At 39.5% G+C, this 21769-nt stretch carries 15 protein-coding genes; 14 read left to right on the top strand and 1 reads right to left on the bottom strand.

The genetic code is table 11. The annotated features are described in order from the left end of the window. The first annotated feature begins 2 nt into the window (after positions 1-2). The 11 genes from GM920_RS04650 (at position 3) to GM920_RS04600 (ending at position 17391) form a co-directional block, all read left to right on the top strand. A complete protein-coding gene (locus GM920_RS04650; protein WP_182953882.1) occupies positions 3-1595 on the top strand; it encodes a RagB/SusD family nutrient uptake outer membrane protein in 1593 nt (530 codons plus the stop codon). A gap of 19 nt (positions 1596-1614) precedes the next feature. Next, positions 1615-2292, top strand: a complete 678-nt coding sequence (locus GM920_RS04645; protein ID WP_182953879.1) for a calponin homology domain-containing protein — start codon at positions 1615-1617, stop codon at positions 2290-2292. A 10-nt stretch (positions 2293-2302) separates the two neighbouring features. Then, positions 2303-3331, top strand: a complete 1029-nt coding sequence (locus GM920_RS04640; protein WP_182953877.1) for a DUF5007 domain-containing protein — start codon at positions 2303-2305, stop codon at positions 3329-3331. Continuing rightward, positions 3331-6528 carry a SusC/RagA family TonB-linked outer membrane protein gene (locus GM920_RS04635; protein ID WP_182953874.1) on the top strand — a complete coding sequence of 1066 codons (3198 nt, stop codon included), beginning with the start codon at positions 3331-3333 and terminating at the stop codon, positions 6526-6528. Before GM920_RS04640 ends, GM920_RS04635 begins: the two co-directional genes overlap by 1 nt. Positions 6529-6544: 16 nt before the next feature. Continuing rightward, the gene (locus GM920_RS04630) at positions 6545-8029 is read left to right on the top strand and encodes a RagB/SusD family nutrient uptake outer membrane protein (protein WP_182953872.1); all 1485 of its coding nucleotides are present in this window, start codon (positions 6545-6547) and stop codon (positions 8027-8029) included. 8 nt (positions 8030-8037) lie between these two features. Continuing rightward, positions 8038-8751 carry a hypothetical protein gene (locus tag GM920_RS04625; protein WP_235964433.1) on the top strand — a complete coding sequence of 238 codons (714 nt, stop codon included), beginning with the start codon at positions 8038-8040 and terminating at the stop codon, positions 8749-8751. 34 nt (positions 8752-8785) lie between these two features. Beyond that, positions 8786-10459, top strand: a complete 1674-nt coding sequence (locus GM920_RS04620; protein WP_182953867.1) for a DUF5008 domain-containing protein — start codon at positions 8786-8788, stop codon at positions 10457-10459. A 29-nt stretch (positions 10460-10488) separates the two neighbouring features. Continuing rightward, positions 10489-12204 (top strand): LamG-like jellyroll fold domain-containing protein, encoded by a 1716-nt coding sequence (locus GM920_RS04615; RefSeq protein ID WP_182953864.1) that lies wholly within the window; start codon positions 10489-10491, stop codon positions 12202-12204. Positions 12205-12214: 10 nt separating this feature from the next. Beyond that, on the top strand, positions 12215-14161 hold the full coding sequence (locus GM920_RS04610) for a M60 family metallopeptidase (protein ID WP_182953862.1): 1947 nt from the start codon (positions 12215-12217) through the stop codon (positions 14159-14161). A gap of 12 nt (positions 14162-14173) precedes the next feature. Further along, positions 14174-15874 carry an alkaline phosphatase family protein gene (locus GM920_RS04605; RefSeq protein WP_182953859.1) on the top strand — a complete coding sequence of 567 codons (1701 nt, stop codon included), beginning with the start codon at positions 14174-14176 and terminating at the stop codon, positions 15872-15874. 113 nt (positions 15875-15987) lie between these two features. After that, complete coding sequence (locus GM920_RS04600) at positions 15988-17391, top strand: hypothetical protein (protein ID WP_182953857.1); 1404 nt, start codon at positions 15988-15990, stop codon at positions 17389-17391. Positions 17392-17431: 40 nt separating this feature from the next. Here the strand turns inward: GM920_RS04600 and GM920_RS23680 are convergent, their stop codons facing one another. Then, on the bottom strand, positions 17432-17605 hold the full coding sequence (locus GM920_RS23680) for a WYL domain-containing protein (protein ID WP_235964432.1): 174 nt from the start codon (positions 17603-17605) through the stop codon (positions 17432-17434). Positions 17606-17838: 233 nt separating this feature from the next. Here GM920_RS23680 and GM920_RS04590 point away from each other — a divergent pair, with 233 nt between their 5' ends. The 3 genes from GM920_RS04590 (at position 17839) to GM920_RS04580 (ending at position 21728) form a co-directional block, all read left to right on the top strand. Further along, positions 17839-18093 carry an RtcB family protein gene (locus GM920_RS04590; RefSeq protein ID WP_235964431.1) on the top strand — a complete coding sequence of 85 codons (255 nt, stop codon included), beginning with the start codon at positions 17839-17841 and terminating at the stop codon, positions 18091-18093. Between the two features lie 47 nt (positions 18094-18140). After that, positions 18141-19202, top strand: a complete 1062-nt coding sequence (locus GM920_RS04585; protein WP_182953854.1) for a helix-turn-helix domain-containing protein — start codon at positions 18141-18143, stop codon at positions 19200-19202. Positions 19203-19331: 129 nt separating this feature from the next. Beyond that, positions 19332-21728: an outer membrane beta-barrel family protein gene (locus GM920_RS04580; RefSeq protein WP_182953853.1), complete on the top strand. Its 2397-nt coding sequence runs from the start codon at positions 19332-19334 to the stop codon at positions 21726-21728. Positions 21729-21769: the final 41 nt, after the last annotated feature.

Raw genomic sequence — 21769 nt, 5'->3', positions numbered from 1 at the left:
ATATGAATTACACGATCAATAAAAGAAACAGTTTATACAAGGTTTCAATTGGAATTATTGTACTACTGATTGGTTTCGGTAACTTTTCCTGTAAAAAGATTGATAATCTTCAATCTAATAGATTGGCGACAGAAACGACCAATTGGAAAACTTTAGAAGACGCTAAAGCAAATTTACTGTCCATTTATGGGTTAATGCGTTCCGCATCCGTTTCTGATAACGGGCATTGGTTGATGGGCGATTTACGTCAGGGCGATTTTCAAATTACCAACCGTGCGGATTTAAAAGCAATTGTAAATGGCCAGTTAAATGCATCATACCCGGTAATTAATCGAATAACCAATTGGCGTCGGTTTTATGCAGCTATTAATGCAGCGAGCTTGTATATAGAAAGGTCTGGTGAAATCTTGAAATTAGATCCCCGCTATACCGAATTAAATAATAGGGTTGATATTGCCCAGGCAAGGATGATCAGGGCTTTTGCTTATTTCTATATGAGCAGAATTTGGGGGGATGTACCTTTGGTAACTTCTTCTCATGATGGCGACTTTGTACAGCTAAGTAGAACATCACAGGATAAGGTTTTGGCCTTTGCAACCAATGAGTTGTTAGCAGCGGGACAAGTGGTGCCATTTAGGTACGGCGGTACTGATCCAATATTGCCTGGTCTATATCATAGTAATTCCTGGACTGGATGGAATGGTATTTTGTTCACCAGATTATCCTGTTACGCCATGTTGGCTCATATTGCTGCCTGGCAGGGTAATTATCTGGACGCCGCTAACTATGCTAAATTTGTTTTAGAAAATCAGGCCACACAAAATAAAGATGGATCGTTCGGTTTAGCTTACCTAGATATGGCTAGCCTAACAGAAAACTCTTCCAATAGTCCTTTTGCTTTTAAAAGGGCAACTCTAATCGTAGGTTTTCCTTTTGAAGCAGGAAACGGATTGTTAACCGCCAATGGTCACCTGGAACAATTGACCTTAGCCTCACCATTTATTCCTAAAACACAGCCGGAAATGTTTGTCCCTAAGGATACCATTAACAAGGTATTTACTGATCCTTTTGATTTGCGTTTCGGTATTGATCCGGTGACAAGATCTTATAGAACAAATTACTTCTATAACTATCAGTCAGAACAGCCAATTTTCAACAAGGTAAAAGCTATTTATACAGGTCAAACGGCTAGTAATGTCGCTTTGTTCAGTTCATCAATGGTATTTAGCCGGCTGGAAGAAATTTCCTTACTAAGGGCGGAAGCATTAGCTGTACTTGGAGATAGGGAGGGCGCTATTACTGCTTTAAATCAGGCCACAAATTTAAGAGGAGTAACTTATTTATCATCTTCTAAAGTGCCTGTAATTGATGCGATTTTTGCGGAAAGAAGAAGAGAGTTAATGGGTGAAGGATGGAGATGGTATGATATCATCAGATACAATAAGATTAAAAATAGCAATAACATTTTTGCCAATAAAAACGGTGTAGCCATGACTTTCAAGCAATTTGAAGCTGCAGGTGGTATCTATTGGCCGGTTTCGCAAGATGTGATTAATGCAAATCCATCGATTACTCAGAATCCATATTGGAACTAATTTAATGATTCGTTATAAAATGAGAAATATCATATACAAATACAGCTTATTATTTTGCCTGGGTGTTTTTTTTCTGAACCTCAGTGCCTGTAAAAAAAGCGACTCGCCATATCATGATTATGAGAACACGGTACAAACATTTGAGGGTTCTGCTTATGATTATTTAAAGGCTCAGCCAAAAGGCACTTTCGATTCCTTATTGTTGGTTTTGGAGCGATATCCGACGCTTGTTGACTCGTTAAAAACTCAGGAATTAACCCTTTTTGCACCAGTAAATAAGAGTTTCGAAACTGCGGAAAAATACCTGAATCAAAAACGGGTTGCTGAGGGACATAGCTTAATTAATTTAAGCAATGCTGATCCCATCGGACTTGGCCTTATGATTTGCAAATACATCATCAGAGGCAATAGAACAACCGATGCTTACCTAAGTTCAGTTGATGGCACCTTCCAAAATTCAATCCTGATAGGTTATCCGATGCACATTAAAAATGTAAAACTAAGTTCATCCGGTTACCAGACTGGTGGCCCTACCCGGTTAAATTTCAGTGATCCTAAGGGGTTTATTTTTACGAAAGATTGGATAATTACCACAACTGATGCGGTTAATATCAAAACCAAAAATGCAACAGTTAACATCATTACGCCTCTGCATAGTTTTGGTTTTGATGAGTTCACTAAAAATTTAGATAAATAGTGTTAGAAAAATGATGAAAAATATTAAATATACTTTACAAATTGGATTGGCATTGCTGAGCAGTATTGTCTGTCTATCCTCCTGTAAAAAGAACCTGCCGGATGCCCGGTTATCTTTAGCCAACAATTCTCTGTACACGCAACTGATCTACCAACCGGTATTGGGAAGAAATACGCTATTTAGTAATAACTTTCAATTTGGAAGCTCCAGTCGTCCTTTAGATTTTAAGATCGTAAATATGAGGACATTTTCGGGTGAAGCAGCACCAGAAATGGAAGCCTTTTACCCGGTGATGACCTGGAAAACTGCTTACAATGGAACGGAAAGCTCCATTGCGGAGATTGAAGCCAAAAGAACGACAGAGAATCATCAATTGTTTGAAGTACGACCTCATTCCGGCGAATTTATTATGTGGGCGGCAGCCAATTCAAACCAGGTAAAGACGCAACCGGATTCAGGTTATGTGTTCGATGTTGAAATGTCTAACTCAGGCGGACGTAAATACTTTCAGAATTTCCGGTTGATGCCGATGAAGGAGCGCCCATATGAACCTTCAAATTTAGACCCGATCATTGGACAGGGCCCTCAGATTTCCGTATTGCCAAGTGGTGTAAATATCACAGGTGAGCGTACCGGACAACCCTTAAATGCAGGCTCTGATGTTCGTGTGCTTTTTAAAAGAAGTGGAAACGGTAACAGTTTAACTTTCAAATTCACAGATACCTTATCTAACCCAATTGATCCTAATAAGTTTTCAGCTACAGACTGGGGTAATCTGGTCCATGGGTTTAACATGGTTAAAACCAATACTTATGTAAAGTATGAAACGGCTTATCCAATTCCCCTAAGTGCCTACCCAACAAAATATACCACATTATCGGGCAACCAGGCCAGGGTGGTATTTAGGTTTAACAGGCAGGTTTTTGGGAATGTGTTACAGCAATGCTTTGTAGCCATGAATTTTAACATTTACCAACAAGGCGATTGGGAAATGACTTTTCAGTTTTTAAGGGATAGACCAAAATTTGACAATGACTAATGGAAGCAAATAGATTTAGTAAGAACATATTTCCGATGAAGTATTTCTACACCATAGCATTTTTATTGATTCTTGGTTTCCAACAGGTAGCACAGGCTCAACAAAAGATTAATGTAAAAGGTATTGTGTACGACGGGGATTCAAAATTAAAAGGACCCATCGCCGGAGCCAGCGTAATCCTTGCTGGTAAAGCGATTGGGCAATCAGATGGCAACGGTCATTATAGTGTTACCGTAAATAGCAATGCCGAATTGACCTTCAGATATATTGGTTATAAACCTGCAACGGTAAAGGTAAATAATAGAACTACTATTAATGTGACCTTAATTGAAGATGATAACAATGCGCTCAAAGAAGTGACCATCACCTCTGGATATCAAACTAAAACCAAAACATTAAGTACGGGTTCGGCAGTTACGATCTCTGGTAAAGAGTTACAAGGACAGCCTGCAGGTGATGTGATGTCTCTGCTGCAAGGTAAGGTTGCTGGTTTGAACATTCAAAATAGTACCGGTGCACCAGGTTTTAGGGGAAGTGTAACTATCCGCGGTATTTCTAATGTCAATATTTCAGGAGATGGTAACTCTAGTTTCCTCAGTCCAACCTCACCTTTATATGTAATTGATGGTGTACCCGTGGATGATAATACCGATTATTCTTATGGTTTTCAGCAAGCGGGGCCTGGCGTATCTCCTGCTTCTCAAATCCCACCCGAAGAGATTGAAAATATCACGGTGTTAAAAGATGCTGCTGCAACGGCACTTTATGGCTCCAGAGGTGCTTATGGAGTGATCTTAATTACCACCAAACGTGGTAACTCAAAAGTACCGGTAATCCGTTATAATGGAAGTGCATTTGTGTCTACTGTACCTCAGTTACGTGCGGTAATTGGTGGTAAAGGAGAGCGTTTATTAAGAATTGATCAGATTTTGCGTTACGATACGAGTAGGTATACCGCAATTGATTTGGTGAACAATACGCCCTTTCTTGCGGATAGTTTAAATGCTTATTACAATAACTCTACCGATTGGCAGTCTTATTTCTACAGGGCTACATTTAACCAAACACATAATTTAAATATTTCTGGTGGTGATGTCGGTTTTAATTATAAAGTAGCAGTAGGTGTTTTTGATGAAAAAGGGATTCAACAGGGTACGGGTTATTCCCGATACAATTTGAACATGAATATGGGGTACAGCCCAACCCGAAAGTTCAAATTAGAAGCACAATTAAACAACTCCATACAGAAACAACAAACCGGGAGCGGAAACGGCTTGCAAAATTCGGGCGTAGCAACCGGTGGAAGTTCTTCTTCATTATTGCCCTCACCATCATTGTATTCGTCTGTAAATTCTGTTCTGGGAGCACTAAGAACAGATAATGACAACAAAATTTTAAATACAACAGCTACGATTAATGCGGAATATGAGATTCTTAAAAACTTAAGGGTGGCGTCTTATTTGAATTATACCGGAGTATCGAGTACTAAAGATAACTTTTCACCAGCAATTTTAAATGCTAACCAGTCGCAATATTATACGTATAACGATAGGGCAACAACATTGTACAATCGAAACCAGTTTTCTTACGTTTATTCACTTCAGGAGAAAAATGAGGACGCACACAATTTCTCACTGTTTGCTTTCTCTGAGTTGAGGTCGTCGTTCTTTAAAGCAGATGCAATGTTGAACCAGAAAGGGGTAAACGATCAGTTAAGAGGGCCATTAACGAATATGACGAATTACACAACGTCATTAGGAGGGACTATCGGTTATACAGATTTGAGAACCATTGCTTTTGCCGGCGCCTTTTCTTATAACTATAAGCAGAAATATGTGTTGGATTTTAACTACCGTATTGATGGTTTATCTACCAGTGGCCCTAATGCTGGCTACAAGAAAAATCCTTCAGTTTCGCTGAAATGGAACTTTAACAAAGAAAAATTCTTAGAAAGTCTTAAATGGCTTGATTACGGTGATTTCCGTTTCAGTTATGGCTCAAACATTACACCAAATGGTGGTATTTATGATGCTTACGGTAAATATTATGGTGGCAGTCAGTATAATAACAGTCAGTCTGTTATTTTAGACCAGGCTTTATTACCTAACCTGAGTTTAGAACCTACCAAAGCGACTACTTATAACGCAGGTTTCGATATTGGTTTATTGAACAATAAATTCTCCCTGGCATTTGATACCTACTATAAACAAACGGATAATATTTTACAGTCTAAGCAGCTCTCCAGCTCTACCTCTTTTAAGGGGATTTCAGCAACGGAAATCAGTAACGTAAATTATGGTTGGGAGTTTCAGGTTACCGGTCGTCCTTTAAATACTACCAGTCCTTTTAAATTGAGTTTATCAGCTACATTGGCAATCAACAGAGAAGTTCTGGCACAGTTACCGGATGGTTTAAGGGAAAAAATCTATGACGATGCTTCTATTTTAGATCAGGATACTTATTACCGCCTTGGTTTAAATTCACTATCTAATTATTTGTACAATACCAAAGGGGTCTATCAAACTAATGGACAAGTACCAGTTGATCCGGTAACAGGTTTACCTTATCGTGTTGGCGGGACAAACATCTTAAATTACTTTAAAGCTGGTGATCCTATTTTTACCGATCTGGATGGTAACTATATCTTAAATGATAACGATAAAGTAATTGCTGGTAACTCACAGCCACAAATAACAGGTGGTTTTACCTCTTTGCTGCAATATAAAAGCTGGAGCTTAGAGATTAATACCTCTTTTACTTTTCAACGTGATATCTTAAATAATAGTTTAGCCGCTCAACTTTTAAACTTTAATAAACCTACGGTTTTGGGTAACCTGGTACCCCTTTCTCAATTTAATTATTGGGCAGCTCCTGGTGATGTGGCCAAATATGGTAATCCTTTAGATTTTATCAGATCATCCATCATTAATCCATTCAGGTATTCTCAAACGTTGTTTCAGGAAGATGGTTCTTATCTGAAACTAAATTCCGTAAAGGTTTACTACAGTCTACCACAAACATTTACAAAGCAATATGGAATGAATAGGGTTAGCGTGAATGCAACCGCTTCAAACTTAGGTTTTATTACCCGTTATTCTGGCCCTAACCCGGAAAACGTGACCGCTTTGGGTAGAGATTATCCTGGCGGATACCCCTTGTCAAAACAGTTTACCCTGGGCTTAAACATAGAGTTTTAATTTTTAAATGATGAAAATGAATAATGTAAAATATTTACTGTTGGTAGCCGCAATATTGTTTGTGATGCCAGGGTGTAAAAAGTTCTTAAATGTAACTCCCATAGATGCCCAATCTGGAAATAATTTTTGGAAAACGAAACAAGATGTGGAAGGTTTTACCATCGGAATCTATACCCGGTTGAGAAGTAAAATCGGAGGTGGAGCTTTTATGCCTGCTTTGGAGATGAGGGGTAATTTTGTGAGTGGTACTGCTGGTGTGGATTATAATAATCTAATTGCAAATAACCTGAAACTGGTTGGCAGCACAGCCTTTAGCAACATCCAGGACTGGAAAACCTGGTATGATGTGATTGCCAATTCAAATATTATGTATCAGGAAATAGATAGGGTACCTGGTACTGCTTTGTCTGATACAGACAGAAAGCGCTATAAAGCCGAGGCTGTTTTTTTACGCAACCTGAGTTATCTGTTCATCTGCAGGCTTTTTGGCGATGCCATTTATTATACAGATGCTTATCATAGTACTTCCTTACCCAGAACAGCCCAGTTAACGGTCTTAAAAAATTGTATCGCAGACATGACTGCGGCGAAGGATGATTTACCGACTGTAAATGCAGATGGATCTCAGGTAGGTTTCAGACCGACCAGGGGCAGTGCAATCGCCTTATTAATGCACTTAAATATGTGGGCGGCTGCCTGGGATAAAACAGATAAAAAGCCTTACTATACTTCAGTAGTTGCTTTAGGTCATGAGTTAGCTACCTATACCAATTATAAGTTGTTACCAGTAACGATAGAGAATACTAAAAAGATCTTTAAAGGTCGTTCTTCGGAGAATCTGTTTGGGATCTTACAGGAGTTTAATTACGGGGAAACTTTTAACCAGGCCGCAGGCTATTCCTATTTCTTTTCGCATTATCCGTATTACGGTTCCACAAGCACCGCTACCAGTCGCATGAACTATAAGAAAGATTACCTGACTAAGGTTTTTCCTTTGGGTGTGGCAGATGCAAGGTTGGCTATTTGGTTTGATAATTATGATGCGGATAATAATACTTTTCAGTTTAAAAAGTTTATCAACAATTATGCTACTGGCTCTGGTTCAGGTGTCACTATAAACAGTGATGACAGCGCCATTATTTTTAGGTTGCCAGATATGATATTGTTGGCAGCTCAGGCAGCAGCAGAGTTGGATAATGATGAAGAAGCAAAAGAATTCGCTAATCAGGTTCGGTTAATGGCGGGTGCACCTGTGTTTATTTCTACAGGAGATGAGCTTAAAACAGATCTTTATTTTGAGCGATGCCGGGAACTGATCGGAGAAGGACAATTCTTTTTTGATGCAGTACGTACCAAAAGGGTTCTCGATTCAAAATATTCAAGTAACCCAATTTCTGTAACAGATTTTAATGCTGGTGCCTGGACATGGCCTTTAGCCATTAGTTCTACAGAGCGCTTAGCAAATCCCTACCTGGTTGGAAATAATTTTTGGAATAAATAAATATGAAAATGCAACATAAAAATAGAATGATCCTTTTAATGCTCGCAGGTACATTATTGTTATTTGGCAGCTGTAAAAAATATTATTTCGATACAGGCTTACATGAAAGTAAGTTTGATGGTACAGTTTTAGAATACTTAAAATCGAAGCCGGCTTTTTTCGATAGTACCTTAAGGGTGATTGATCTGGCAGGGATGAACGATGTGGTTAACAAGGAAGAGATCACTTTTTTTGCTCCACCAAGTGGTACGATTTTTAAATCGATCAATCGTTTAAACCTCTATTTGAAATACAATGGTAAGGATACGGTTTCACAATTATCCCAAATTAAACCAGAGGTCTGGAAGAATACTTTGTCGCAGTATATTTTCAAAGGAAAGTATTTGCTAAAAGATTATCCCCAACGGGATACCGTATCGTATGTCACCTATCCGGGGAAGAATTATGCCTCCTACGGTGGTAGAGTAATGAATCTGGGTGTCCTGTTCAATGATGCTGGCGGTGTGATTTATGCCGGATACCGTCAGTTATATCTGGCTTATATTCCGGATTTATCTAACCCACAAGTTGCCCTAGTTAATGTTCCTATCGCTAGTTCAGATATTCAGCCGAGCAACGGTGTAGTTCATGTATTAAATAAAACTAAGCACAATTTCGGATTTAATACAAATTCGTTTATTGAGCAGGCCGTGGTAGCGGGGATTTTGCCTGCAACACCTTAATTATTATGTTATTATAATTAAAATTTAATCAGAGATGTTCAAAAATAAAATATATCAATTTATGCGCTTCAGTCTGGTCATTGTGGCCATGCTTTTGGTTGCTTGTAAAAAAGGGAAGGGAATTGCCGATGATCCTTATGCCGGAGGTAAAGTTTCATTAGATGTTAGTATTCTTTCCAAAAATACAGATCCGGATATTGTGGCGGCTGGTACAAGTTTAACAGTTAAGGTCAGGGGCTTAACCACTGATAAATATAAAGATACCGATTTTAAAATTTTTGTCAATGAAATCGAAGCAGCGTTAACCTCAAGGACAGATAGTACTATTTCTTTTAATGTGCCGCTCGAAGCCAGTACAGGTAGTATGTATATTACCCTTAACGGAGAAATATTTTTCGGCCCGATAGTGAAAGTAGGAGGGAAAGTTAGTGTCGATAATACATTTAAGATTGTAAATGGTGCCGGAACAGTAACGGGTAACGGAAACTCGGATGTGTACGCCATTCAAGCGTTGACTAACGGGAATATTTGGTTAGGCGGAGCTTTTAATAGCTTTGAACAAAAAGGGACCGCGGTACTGCCTAATGGAGGCATTGTTCAGACAGATGCAGATGGTGCTTACCTGACTTCCGGTATTAACTTTGGAAAAGGTGTTGTAGGGAACAATCAAACCATTTATTCCATTAACACGATCAATACAGGTTCGAACACAGGAAAAATGATTGTAGCAGGTAGTTTTAACGCTTATAATTCTACCCGTGTAAACAGGCAGACCCTGAACAATATCACGAGATTAAATGCCAATGGCAGTTTGGATAGTATGGTTGTTGATGTGGTCAATCCAAAACCAGCCGAAACCTATAAAAACAAAGACACCATTGCCTCGTTTAATGGCGGTGTGGATGGATCAATTAGAAAAACCTTTGTTTTTGGCGAACAAGTCTACATCGTAGGGAATTTTCAAAACTATAAGACGATTTATATTCCCAATTCCAGTTACGATGCAAAAGTTTATGATGTGACTAAAATGCGTCAACTGGTAAGGGTAAATAGTGATGGTTCCCTGGATCAGACTTTCCATTACAATAGCGTCACCAGACAGAGTGAAGCAGGCGCTAATGGAGGGATTACAGATGCCATGATGCAAGCCGACGGCAAATTAATTTTAGTAGGCAATTTCACGACGTTTAATCGTACCGCTGCAAACCATATCGTTAGGTTAAATCTTGATGGAAGTGTAGATAATACCTTTAACGTAGGTGCCGGAGCTGATGGAGATATTAATTCGATTCGTTACAATGCGACCACAAATAAGATAGTGATTGCGGGTTTATTTACCACGTTTAATGGAAAAACTGTTGGTGGTATCAATTTATTAAATGCCGATGGTTCTAATGTGAATACCTTTTCAAGTCTGGGCTACTCCGGTGGTGTGGCCACTTTTGCAGGGCAATTGTCTAACGGTAAAATAATAGTAGCCGGTTCCTTTAATAAGTATGGTACCTATTTGAGGCAGGGATTTTCTATACTGGAAGCGAACGGAACTCTCGCAGTCGGTTATAACAATACAGGTGGTTTTCAAGGTAGAATTTACGATTTAATGGAGAGCCCGGTAGCTAAGGGTACCAGGGTGACTTTGGTTGGTAATATTGTAAGATTTAACTCCATGTTCCCACATAACGTATTACGATTGATCATTGCTAACTAATAAATGGTTTAAAGGAAAGGAATATAGAAATGAAAAGAATTATTAATCCGGATCTTAAGCTTAAGATCTTCATCATGGCCGGCCTGATTGGCTTAATCGGGCTAAGTTTTGGCTGCAATAAAAATTTTGACAACGTATTACCGGAATCATTTAAAAATGATACTGCTGGATTGGGCAGTAACCGTAAAAAGGTATTGTATATTATTATGGATGGTGTTAAAGGTTCCGTATTGGAATCAATAACACCAGCAAATATCACCACAATAACCCAAAAAGCTATTTATAGCTATGATGGTTTAGCTGATTTTCAGAATAATCAATTGACCAATGCTGCTGCCTGGACCACCATGCTTACCGGTGTAGATTACACTAAACACAAGGTAATCAGCGAAAACTTCAATGGTCTGAACTTGCAGGCAACGCCAACTATTTTTACCAGGATAAAAGAAAGCTTAGGTAATGTTAGAGCGGTTTCAATCGCAGCGTCTGCTGGGTTTAATGATAATTTAGCCCTTGATGCTTCGGTAAAACAAACGGTAACTGACGATGCGGCTGTAAAAGCAGCAGTGGTTGAAGAATTAAGTACAAACGACCCTTCGTTACTCGTTGCCCAATTTCATAGTGCCGAAGTCGAGGGAGCCAGCGCTGGCTATACCACTACAACGCCAGGCTATACAGCTGCGATACAAAATATTGATGGCTATGTTGGCGAAATTATGAAAGCCTTGAAAGCCAGAAAAACGTATGCTACTGAAAATTGGCTGGTTGTGATCGCTTCTAATAAAGGTGGTGGGGCCTCTGCTGGCGGCAGTAATATTTATGATGATCTTTCGAGAAACACATTTGTTGCATTTTATAACCCCAAATTTGTGGTCACCGCCATCAGCCAACCAGACATCAGTAACCTGCCTTATTTTGGGACTGCGCCGCGTTTCACTTCAAATGCATCGATAAGCCCAAAAGCATTGTTAAACAGTAATACAAACATAGGCAACTTTGGTGTAAGTGGTAATTTCACCATGATGTTTAAAATGAGGGATGACCTTGGTACAGCAAGTGGCTTTCCTCCGTTCTTAGGTAAGCAGGTTACTTTTGGTTCCAGCGCAGGATGGGACTTTTTTAGGGGAAGTAACAACGTACAGCTAAGTTTTACCGGAGCCAGTACCCTGAATGGAACCCAGCAAATGAATGATAGTAAATGGCATACTTATGCAATTACCATAACTACCTCGGGGAGTACAAGAACGACTGCTTTTTATCTGGATGGCGTTGCTCGTAGCAGTACAAATATCGGAGTAACGAACAGGGACAACACAGCTCCATTAAGAATTGGTGCAGATTTGGGGAAAAACACCAATTTTATGATTAAAGATCTGGCGATCTTTAATGTAGCGATGAGCCCAGCTGAGGTCATCAAAAACATGCGTATTCAGATTAGACCTGAGAATACCTATTTTGGTAATTTAATAGGCTACTGGCCATTTGACGAAACCAGCGGAACCCTAGCCGCAGATGCCTCGGGTAAAGGTAATGACATGACCTATTCTGGTCCTGTTCAGTTTGTTCCATTCTCAGAGATTTCGCCAAATATTTCTCCGGAAATTTCAGCCGCTGCATATACTGCTGTACCTAACGGTGTAGATATTCCAATACTAATTTACAATTGGCTAAATATCGCCGTTCCATCGCAATGGGGCTTAATGGGTAAACTATATGTACCAACAGTTACTTTTCCAATCAATTAAAAATTGTAGCATGAAATTTAATCAACTCACTAAAATATTTGTGACCATTTTGTTATTGACAATGACGGCTTGCAAAAAATACGGGTACAATATCCCGGATGGATACCCAGACAATTCAGGCAATATAGCTACAGGTAGTATTGATACCAATATGAAGGTTATCGATAAATCAAAATACAGTCAGGCGAGAGTTTTTCCAGGTTTGGTTGATCCATCAGAACCCCGGGTACAAGATGCAAAGTTTACTTTAGATTTAAATTATACGGATCAAACAGCAGGTAATTTACGGATCTCTGTGGCTCCAGAACCGCAGTTTAGTACTGGATATTATGCTGCTCCAGGCGAACTGATCAAGATCGTAGTGCCTCAGGGTATCGAAGGGCTGGTTGTTCAAATCGGCGGACAAACTGACGATCTTTCTGGTAAATCTCCTTTATTGAGAGATCCCGTAATTTATATGCGCCAGCAACTTTATGCAGGTAATAATTTTGTCCGTAACCTGTATGGCGGTACCATTTATATTCGTGCCAGCCATGCTTATGCAGTTCCGGTAGAGTTCAGTATTTCTGGAGCTTGTGTTTCACCGGATTTTATTCTGGGGAAAAGTAACGATGCCGTCTGGATGGAGCAGGTTAAAGCTTCCAAAGTGCCATGGTTGGAATTAAGAAGCAATCGTGTTATCTTTTTAGTTCCCCGCGACAAGGTTGTAGCTGCATTTAATTCGCCAACTGAACCATATACTCAACCTGGGTTGGTGATGAGTAAATGGAATGATGTGTTTGAATTAGACTATAATGGCTGGATGGGCTTATCTGATAATGCTGTTGATGCAATAGACAGAAGCCCGCAAGGTGCCTGGCGCGGCGTATTGGATATACAGTTGAGCCTGGGTTATGGTCACAGTGGTTTTCCTTTTGTGGGGCAAAATGATAATGAATGGTTTGGTAGTTTTACCAGTTTAAAAAACCTTAGCAGCAACGGGACAGGAAATTGGGGCTCTTACCATGAATTTGGTCACAACTGTCAGCAAACAAGCGCCTGGAGCTGGAGCACCCTGGGCGAAACCACCAATAACCTTTTCAGTTTTAAAGTCGCCAATAGAATCGGAGCTAATTACAGTGGCCTGCACAGAGCGGTTAATAGTAATTTCCCATTGGCGATTACCTATGCAGGCACAGCTGGACTGAAGGACTTCGACCGGGATGTGGCAATGAACGACCCTTTTAGACGGATGACGCCTTTTGTGCAAATTCTGGAATTGTATGGTTACGGAGCAATGACCTATTTATACAAGGAGGCTCGCCATGCCGACCGCTTAAATTCATCGGATATTCTTAAGCACAATTTTGTTTATGAAAAACTATCAGATTATACTCAGACTGATTTGTCGCCATTTTTTGGTGCTTGGGGTATTCTGATTAGTGATGCTGTTGTGGCTAAAGTTTCGGCTAAATATCCGCCACTAACCAAAGCAATATGGACTTATAATCCTCTGACAAAAACCGGTGGAACCGGATCCATTATTTACACCACAACCGTAAGCGCGAGTTCTTCGCAATCAAACGACGGTAATGTAACTAATTTAATTGATGGTGTGGTTTCTACAAGTTCTTACTGGTCCTCGCAAACCAGCCCCGCACCAACGGCAGCACAAACTTTTCCCATTGCGATTACACTCGCAACTAATTCTCCGGCACCAATGCTAATTAAAGGGGTAACCTTTGCGCAGCGTCAGAATGTTAGTACAGGTTATGTGAAAGATGTAGAGATATTTACCAGTACGGATAATGTAAATTATACCAGTGTTGGCACGACTACCTTACCGCAAACAACGGCCGTATATAATTATAACTTCCCTGATGGCAAAATCAGCACTAAATATGTTAAAGTGGTCATAAAAAACGGGGCAAATGCAGTTTCCTGTAATTTATCAGAATGTAATCTTATTAAACCTTAATGAACTCAGAATATGAATAAGAATATAAAGAAATACAACATCCTATTTGTAGCCGGAGCGTTTTTATTGCTGGGATTCATGGGCTGTAAAAAATATGCTAACCCAGCACCAGTATATGAAGAATTAGTACGGACAACAACTTTGCAACGTAAGGTATTAGTGATCAGTATCGATGGTTTAACAGGTGCTGAATTACAAACTGTGGCACCGACCAATATTTCAGCACTTCAAAAAAGCTCAAAATATAGCTATAATGTACTCACTTCTTCGGTAGCTACCGATGCGGCGGCCTGGGCTTCTATATTAACAGGTGTTGGTTACAATAAACATTTAATCAGTCAAAATACCTTTGACAAAGATTTAAGTGCCGGGAACGGGGATTTTGAAGGTAGTATTACCTCCTACAGAAATGTGTTCGATTATATTACACAGTTTAAAAATGTGAAAACGGCATTGGTTACGCCTTGGGATCCTTTGCGTAACTATATGAAAAACACTGATTTTTCACCTATAGTCTCTACGGATCTGGCAGTAAAAGATTCTACCGTTAATATTTTGAATACCCAAAATTTGTTAGGGGCTATGATTGTTAACTTTAGGGATGTAGAAGCTGCAGGCGTAAACGGCGGTTACTTGTCAACAAATAGTAATTACAAGGATGCCATTGTTAAAACTGATGCCTATGTGGGTAATATTTTAACCGCATTAAAAGCCAGAAAAAATTATGCTAATGAAGATTGGCTGGTCATTGTGACTACAAATCATGGTGGAAGCAGTGTTGATCCAAAAAATGGATTTTTTATAGCTGCTCATCCAGCTTTTAAAGAAAAGGAATTGAAAAAAACGGGTTTTAATACCGTATTGTTTAAAGGTACAGATGTAATTGCAGAGGTTCCTAATGATAATGGTTTGTATAATTCTGGAAGTACACAAGATTTTACCGTGCAGATGCAGGTAAAGTTTAATGGACAAACTTCATATCCAGGTTTTCTTTCGAAGAGTACTGATGTTCTGGGTACTACCGGAACAGGATGGGTGCTTAGACAAGGAGGTAATTCGTATTTATGTGTTGTTGGTGGCTCGGCGAATGGTGGAGGTGCTACCTCAGAATTTACTGGTGGAACCGCGGCTGATGGATCCTGGCATACGATCGCCATTACTGTAAAATATGTGAATACAAGTACCAGAACACTGACCACCTTTTTGGATGGTGTTGCGGTAACCAGCACAAATATCAGTTCCAAGGGTAATTTGAGTACGCAGGAAAAATTAACTATTGGCTATAGAAGTGTATATGGTGTTAATACCGCACTAAATTTCCAGGCGGCAGACCTCTGTTATTTTAATGTAGCCCTGGATGCGGCAACTTTAGTGGCTAATAAAGGTTTAAAGGACATGAGACAGCACCCTAATTATGTAAACTTAACAGGTTATTGGCCGATAGATGAGGGAGGAGAGGGGATACTGACAAATAAGGCTCCGGGAGGATACAATATGGTGTTAAAAGGAAGCTACAAATGGATTGCAATGGGTACAGATGTGCCAGCCTCGGTAGTAGCTGATCCAAATGCAAAGGACAAGTCTATTATTGTAGCAAATTATTCAATAGGGGCGAACATTTTGTATTGGATGAACATTAAAAATTTAGCTTCTTTTGGTATTGATGGTGATCCGTTTTTGAACCAGTTTGAGTCAGAATTTTTATTGAATTAGTGGTTGTGTTTGATTCGCTGAGTAGAAGTTTATTGAATTCATTCAGCGGATCAATCATTACTTAAAACATACCCTAACATTTAGATACCAACAATTTGAACGATAAGAATAAAATGAAATACCATTTAAAAATAATCGCGGCCATTTTATTACTGATTCCAGGAGTAGCATCTGCGAAAAGCCAAATCAGTACAGCGAGCGCAAATACTGATTCCTCAACAATGGTAGCACCGATTAATTGGAGCAAGTTTCAAAAAAAAGTGCCTCGTAATAAAGTAACAAATGCAGTAAAAACGGCATTACTCAATGCCAATAAGTTTGCACTCACTGCCTGGTTTAACGATGTAAAAAGATATCAGATCGATTCCAGCGGTTATCTTGACTTGAAAAGTAAATCTAAGGTAAATGAATACCGATACCGTTTTCCTGCAGCAATGGCATTCGGTATCGGTATTGCCATTAAAACAGGGATATATGATCCCGCTGTAACAGGTGTGTCATTGAAAGAAGCTAAAGATAAAATGATGCTGATGATCCGTTCAGTGGCTTATGATCATAAAGTCAATGGTAAACGTAAAGTATGGGGTGGCGATTGGCAGGCAGCACATTGGGCCTATTATTCGGGATATACAGCTTGGCTCTTTTGGGATGAATTTTCAACCAAAGATCAAACTAATATCATGAAAATGATGGTTTCTGAAGCAAATCGTTTTCTTCCTACAGCACCGCTTTATTTTAAAGACAGCACAGGAAAAGTACTTTTCCCTGGTGACTCTAAAATCGAAGAGGACGCCTGGAACGCTGAATTGTTGTACCTGGCTGCAGTAATGTTACCGAATCATCCAAACTCGAACAAATGGTTATACAAGTCTGTTGAATATTTGATTGCATCTACCTCTTTGCCTTCTGATTTAAATAACCAAAGAATTATACATGGCCGGCCGGTTAGTAGCTGGGTTAATGGCTATAACATGGAGGAGCCTGGTTTTGTAATCAATCATGGTATAATTCATCCGCAATACAATGCCCTCGCCTCTATGATCAATGCGCCAATAATATTCTCATTGGCAGGTAAAGCAATACCAGAAGCCGCACGTTTTAACCTTGATAAAATTTACTACTCGGTAACGACACATTCATTTTCTGCGCCGCCTTATAAGGCTCCCGGTGGTACCATGTATCGTGAAGCAACAGCTGAGGTTTATTACCCTGAAGGTTCTGATTGGGGTTTCGGTGTTTATGATAATTTTGCCAATCTGGATATCGCTGCTTATACCTATGGCTGGGATAACCTTTCGCAAAAGCATAAAGGAGAATATTGGGCAAAACTGCATATCGATAAAGTATTGCAACAACAAAAACGGTTTGTCGACGGACATACCTATATTGGTGATTCTGAGAATAGTTATTTAGGTAGGGAAGAAGCAATTTCCAGTAGAATGGGCTCTGCCTGGATGACCATCTGGTTACAGCGACAGGTATCTGCTGTTTATGATAATAAACCAATTTTAAATTAATGTTTTGAAATTGGTGCTAACCGATTAGCTCATTTATGCGCTAATCGGTTTCATACTGTTTGGCGGATTCAACAAGTCTTTTTTGAATTCTGGAAGCGAGACTTCGAGGTGCCAATACTTTCATGCATTCACCGAAGCCAAGAATTTCCCTTTCCAGCTCAAAGTTTAAGACTACATCAACTCTAAAGATCAAGCCATCAGACTCCTCTTTCAAGACTTGCTGACTATGATGCCATGGCTTAGTTAGGATGTAGGAGATTTGGTTACCCCAAGCAGGTCTTCAAAATAACGGTCAAAATCTATGCCCTTATATTCAACATAGGGTTTATTTGGGAATTCCTGAAATTCGATGATCCGATCAAGAGCAAGGGGCAGCAATTTCGGACCCTTCTTTTTCTTGAAAAAAGAGATGAGGTCCTGAATATTGAAAAAGGTAGTTGTCTGGCTTTGCTTAGCCACTCTGGTTCCCGTGGATTGGGTGCAACTTTAGCTGACTATTACACCAAACTGGCTAAAGAAAACTGTAAATTGCCTGTTGAAGCTACTAACCTGGCATTAATTGGTGCAGGTTTAGACGAGGCTCCAATGGCTTACAAAGACATCAATCTGGTGATGGAAGCTCAAAAAGAGCTGATTGATGTGGTCGCTAAATTCACACCTAAAATGGTAAGAATGGCCCATGATGGTAGCCGGGAAGATTAATTGTATAAAAAAAGTATATTTGAGGTACCACCACCCATAGCCAATTTATGAACTTCGGTAAGGAATTCTTGTTTTTTTTCAGTGTATTAGGAGCCTTTAACGGGCTTATTCTAAGCTTATACTTTTCTTTTTTCACCAGAAAAAAGTACCTGAGCAATTATTTCCTGGGCGCCCTGCTGTTTGTCCTAAGTGTGCGGATTGGTAAATCAGTGTTTATATATTTTGATGGTAATCTGCCGAAAATATACCTGCAGATTGGTCTTTCCGCCTGCTTTTTTATCGGCCCTTTCCTTTATTGTTTTCTAAAATCTACAGTTAAGGGCTTGGAGTTAATTCCGGAATCCTGGAAATGGATGATAGCTTCCTTATTTCTGGTGGTACTTGTGACAGGTATATGCTATCCTTATGAAGATTATTCATTGCTTTGGAACCAATACTTTAGCAAGATTATTTATTTGCAATGGTTTGTTTATATCGTTATGTCGGCTTTTGTGATCAAAGGAATCCTGAAAAAAATGTTCAGTAAAGGGCAGCAGTTGACTCCTGCTGAAACCTGGTTGCTGATGATCTTTTTTGGGAATGTAGTGATTTTTATTGCCTTTTTCCTAAGCCTGATCCGGGCACCATTTACGTCCTATATCAGTGGTGCAATTGGTTTTTCCCTGATCTTATACCTGATTATTTCGGTGCTTTTGTATAGAAAGAAAACCGACGACCTGTTTCTGCTCAATCCAAATAAATATTCAGGCAAAAAAGTGAATGAAGAAGAAGTTGGAATTTTGCTAGGGAAACTGGAAAGGGTCATGACAGAACAGGAGATTTACAGAAATCCGGACTTAAAATTAAGTGATTTATCAAAAGGGATAAATGTAAGCAGTCATCAATTGTCACAGTTCTTGAATGATAATTTGGGAAAAAACTTTACAACCTTTGTCAATGAATTCAGGATTAATGAAGCTTGCAAGATCATCTCAACGGATCACCGCCTTACCTTGGAATCTATAGGTTATGAGGTGGGCTTTAACTCAAAGTCTACTTTCTTCGCTGCGTTTAAGAAACTGAAAGGGACTACACCCCTGAGCTATCAACAGCATACCCTACAAAAGTAATTACCGGTTTCTGAACCAGGTTCTTTGTGTTAATTTATAAATCCGTACTCCGGATTCCCGTTTCCGGAGCCTGCTGCAGGATTTTACTATTGATTTTTGTGAAAAAGAAAAACTAAATCCAATTCACAAATGAAAATCCTGCTGATCACATTCCTCAGTACATTGACTTTATTCTTCCATTCCCTAAAATTAAATGCCCAAAATATTCGGAGCATCTCCGCCAAGGTCACTGATGCAAATCATGAACCCCTCATGGGGAATGCACTGCTTTTTGCAGTTGCAGATCCTGCTTTTAAAAAGGGCATTAGCTTCTTGAATGGTCACTTTGAGCTCTCAGACATCAATCAGAAAGAAGTGACTTTGAAATTAACCTCCTTGCTTTTTGCTGATACCCTGATCCGGGTAAAGTATAACGGAACGGTAGCCATTGATTTGGGGACTATTGTGATTAAACAACGTTACGTTCAGTTGAATGAAGTTCAGGTTCGTGTTCAGGTGCCATTAACGCGGCATCTGGCGAATGGTAACCTGGAGGTGAAGGTTGCCAATACCATACTTGCGAATAGCAGTTCCTTAACTGAAATCCTTAGCAGGGCTCCAAATGTCATCATCAATGACGGACAGATTTCCGTAGCAGGTAGAGGCGAAGCTACGATTTATCTTAATGGAAGACTCATCACTGCAGAACGGATGTCTTCTATTCCCACATCGCAGATAGAGAAGATTGAAATCATTTCCAATCCATCATCAAAATATGATGCAGAAGGAAAAGCGGTTATTAATATCATTACCAAAGCTAATATAGCAGAAGGGATACTCGCCTCCGTCAGTCAACAGGTTACTGCATCTGAATTTGCAGGGAGGAATACCAATACCATGTTTGACTTTAATTACAATAAAGGAAAACTTTCTGTATTAGGTAATTATGGTCTGTTTCAGGGGAAGGATAGGGAGCAGCTGTATACCACCAGAACCCGGCCCTCAGAAGAAGATTATCTGCGATCTGAGGTAATCACGAACTGGAACCGAAAATTTCGTAACCGCTCGAATTATGGACTCGGCGTTCAATATAGTATCAATAAAAACAAAAGTCTTTCCCTGAGTTATAGCGGGAATTTGGAAAAACAGGGGGGAAGCCAGGACAGTAAGAACAACATTACAACGAATGAAGGAAATCGCTTTTATACCAGTGACACCAAGAAAAACGAACACCGGCTAAATCATTCCTTTAGTTTTAACTACAACCAATCTATAGATACACTAGGCTCGGTATTTTTTGTCGGAAGTCAGTATTCAGATTACCATGCCAACATCAATGACTTTATTGATGAGCAGAGTTATATCGATGGTAAAGATGCGTTCAGGTTCTTAAAAAATGATGTTCAACATAAGATTTTGATTTCCAGTACGCAGCTGGATTATACCAAAGTGTTCAATGCCAGAGAAAAGCTGGAGCTCGGACTTAAATTCAGCTATGTAAATACCAATTCTGGTACAGGTTTCCTGATCGCAGATAATGGGGGAGACTTTAGACCCGATGAAAACCTATCCAGTGATTTTGAATACAGGGAGAAAATACCGGCAGCCTATCTCAATTATAGCGGTCTGATCATGGGCAAGATCAACTTCGGACTAGGTCTTAGGGGAGAATGGACCAATTACCAGTTAAATACGAGTGTGGGCGGGGGACAAGTAATCCGCGATAATTATTTTAATCTTTTTCCAAACCTAATGTTCAGCAGGATGGTTTCCGGGCAATTTAAATTGAGTGCTTCCTACGTTTCGAGGATCACCAGGCCGAGGTATCAGGCCTTAAATCCATTTGTGATTTATCAGGATCCGTTTACAACCATAGAAGGGAATCCCAACCTTATCCCAGAGAAAGTCCATTCTTTTGAATTGGGCGCATATTACCGGAAAATTGACCTGAGGGTCGGTTATAACTATGTGAATAATCCGCTTAGTGCCGCCGCTTTGAGAGGGGATATACCAAATAGTTATGTCTTAAAGGGCCTTAATCTGGAAAAAAGTCATGCTTTTTTCGCTGCACTTTCTGCATCTACAGGTATCGGATTCTGGACAGCCATAAATACAGTAAACCTGAGCTATACCAAAATGATAGATGATCAGTTTTCCTTTGTATCCTTATCGCCAAGGCCGCAATGGTATTTATATTCCAGCAACACATTTAAGGTGAAAAACCTGTTTAAAGTTCAGCTGTTGGCTTGGTATCTTGGGGAAGGATCTTCAGGATTGTATCAAAATCGAAGCAGGTCTTCAGTGACCATAGGAATTGATAAAGAATTTTTTAAAGATGCACTGAAGTTGAAGTTTATGGCAAACGATATCTTCAATAAAACAAATAATTCCGGCGATTATAGCGTTGGGCAAACCGATATATTTTTCGACAGGAGATTTAACAACAATTATTTTCGGGTGATGGCCATCTATAGTTTTGGTAAATTGAAAAACAGCACTTACAAAAATAAGGCAACAGGACAGACAGAAAATAGCAGAGCAAATTAATATTAAAACCGTTTAAAAAAAATCCTTACCTGCTTATCCAG

It is taken from the genome of Pedobacter gandavensis (assembly GCF_014172405.1).
GTDB lineage: Bacteria > Bacteroidota > Bacteroidia > Sphingobacteriales > Sphingobacteriaceae > Pedobacter > Pedobacter gandavensis.
Note: the sequence above shows the minus strand (reverse complement) of the source record. Positions and strands in the feature narration are given on the sequence as shown.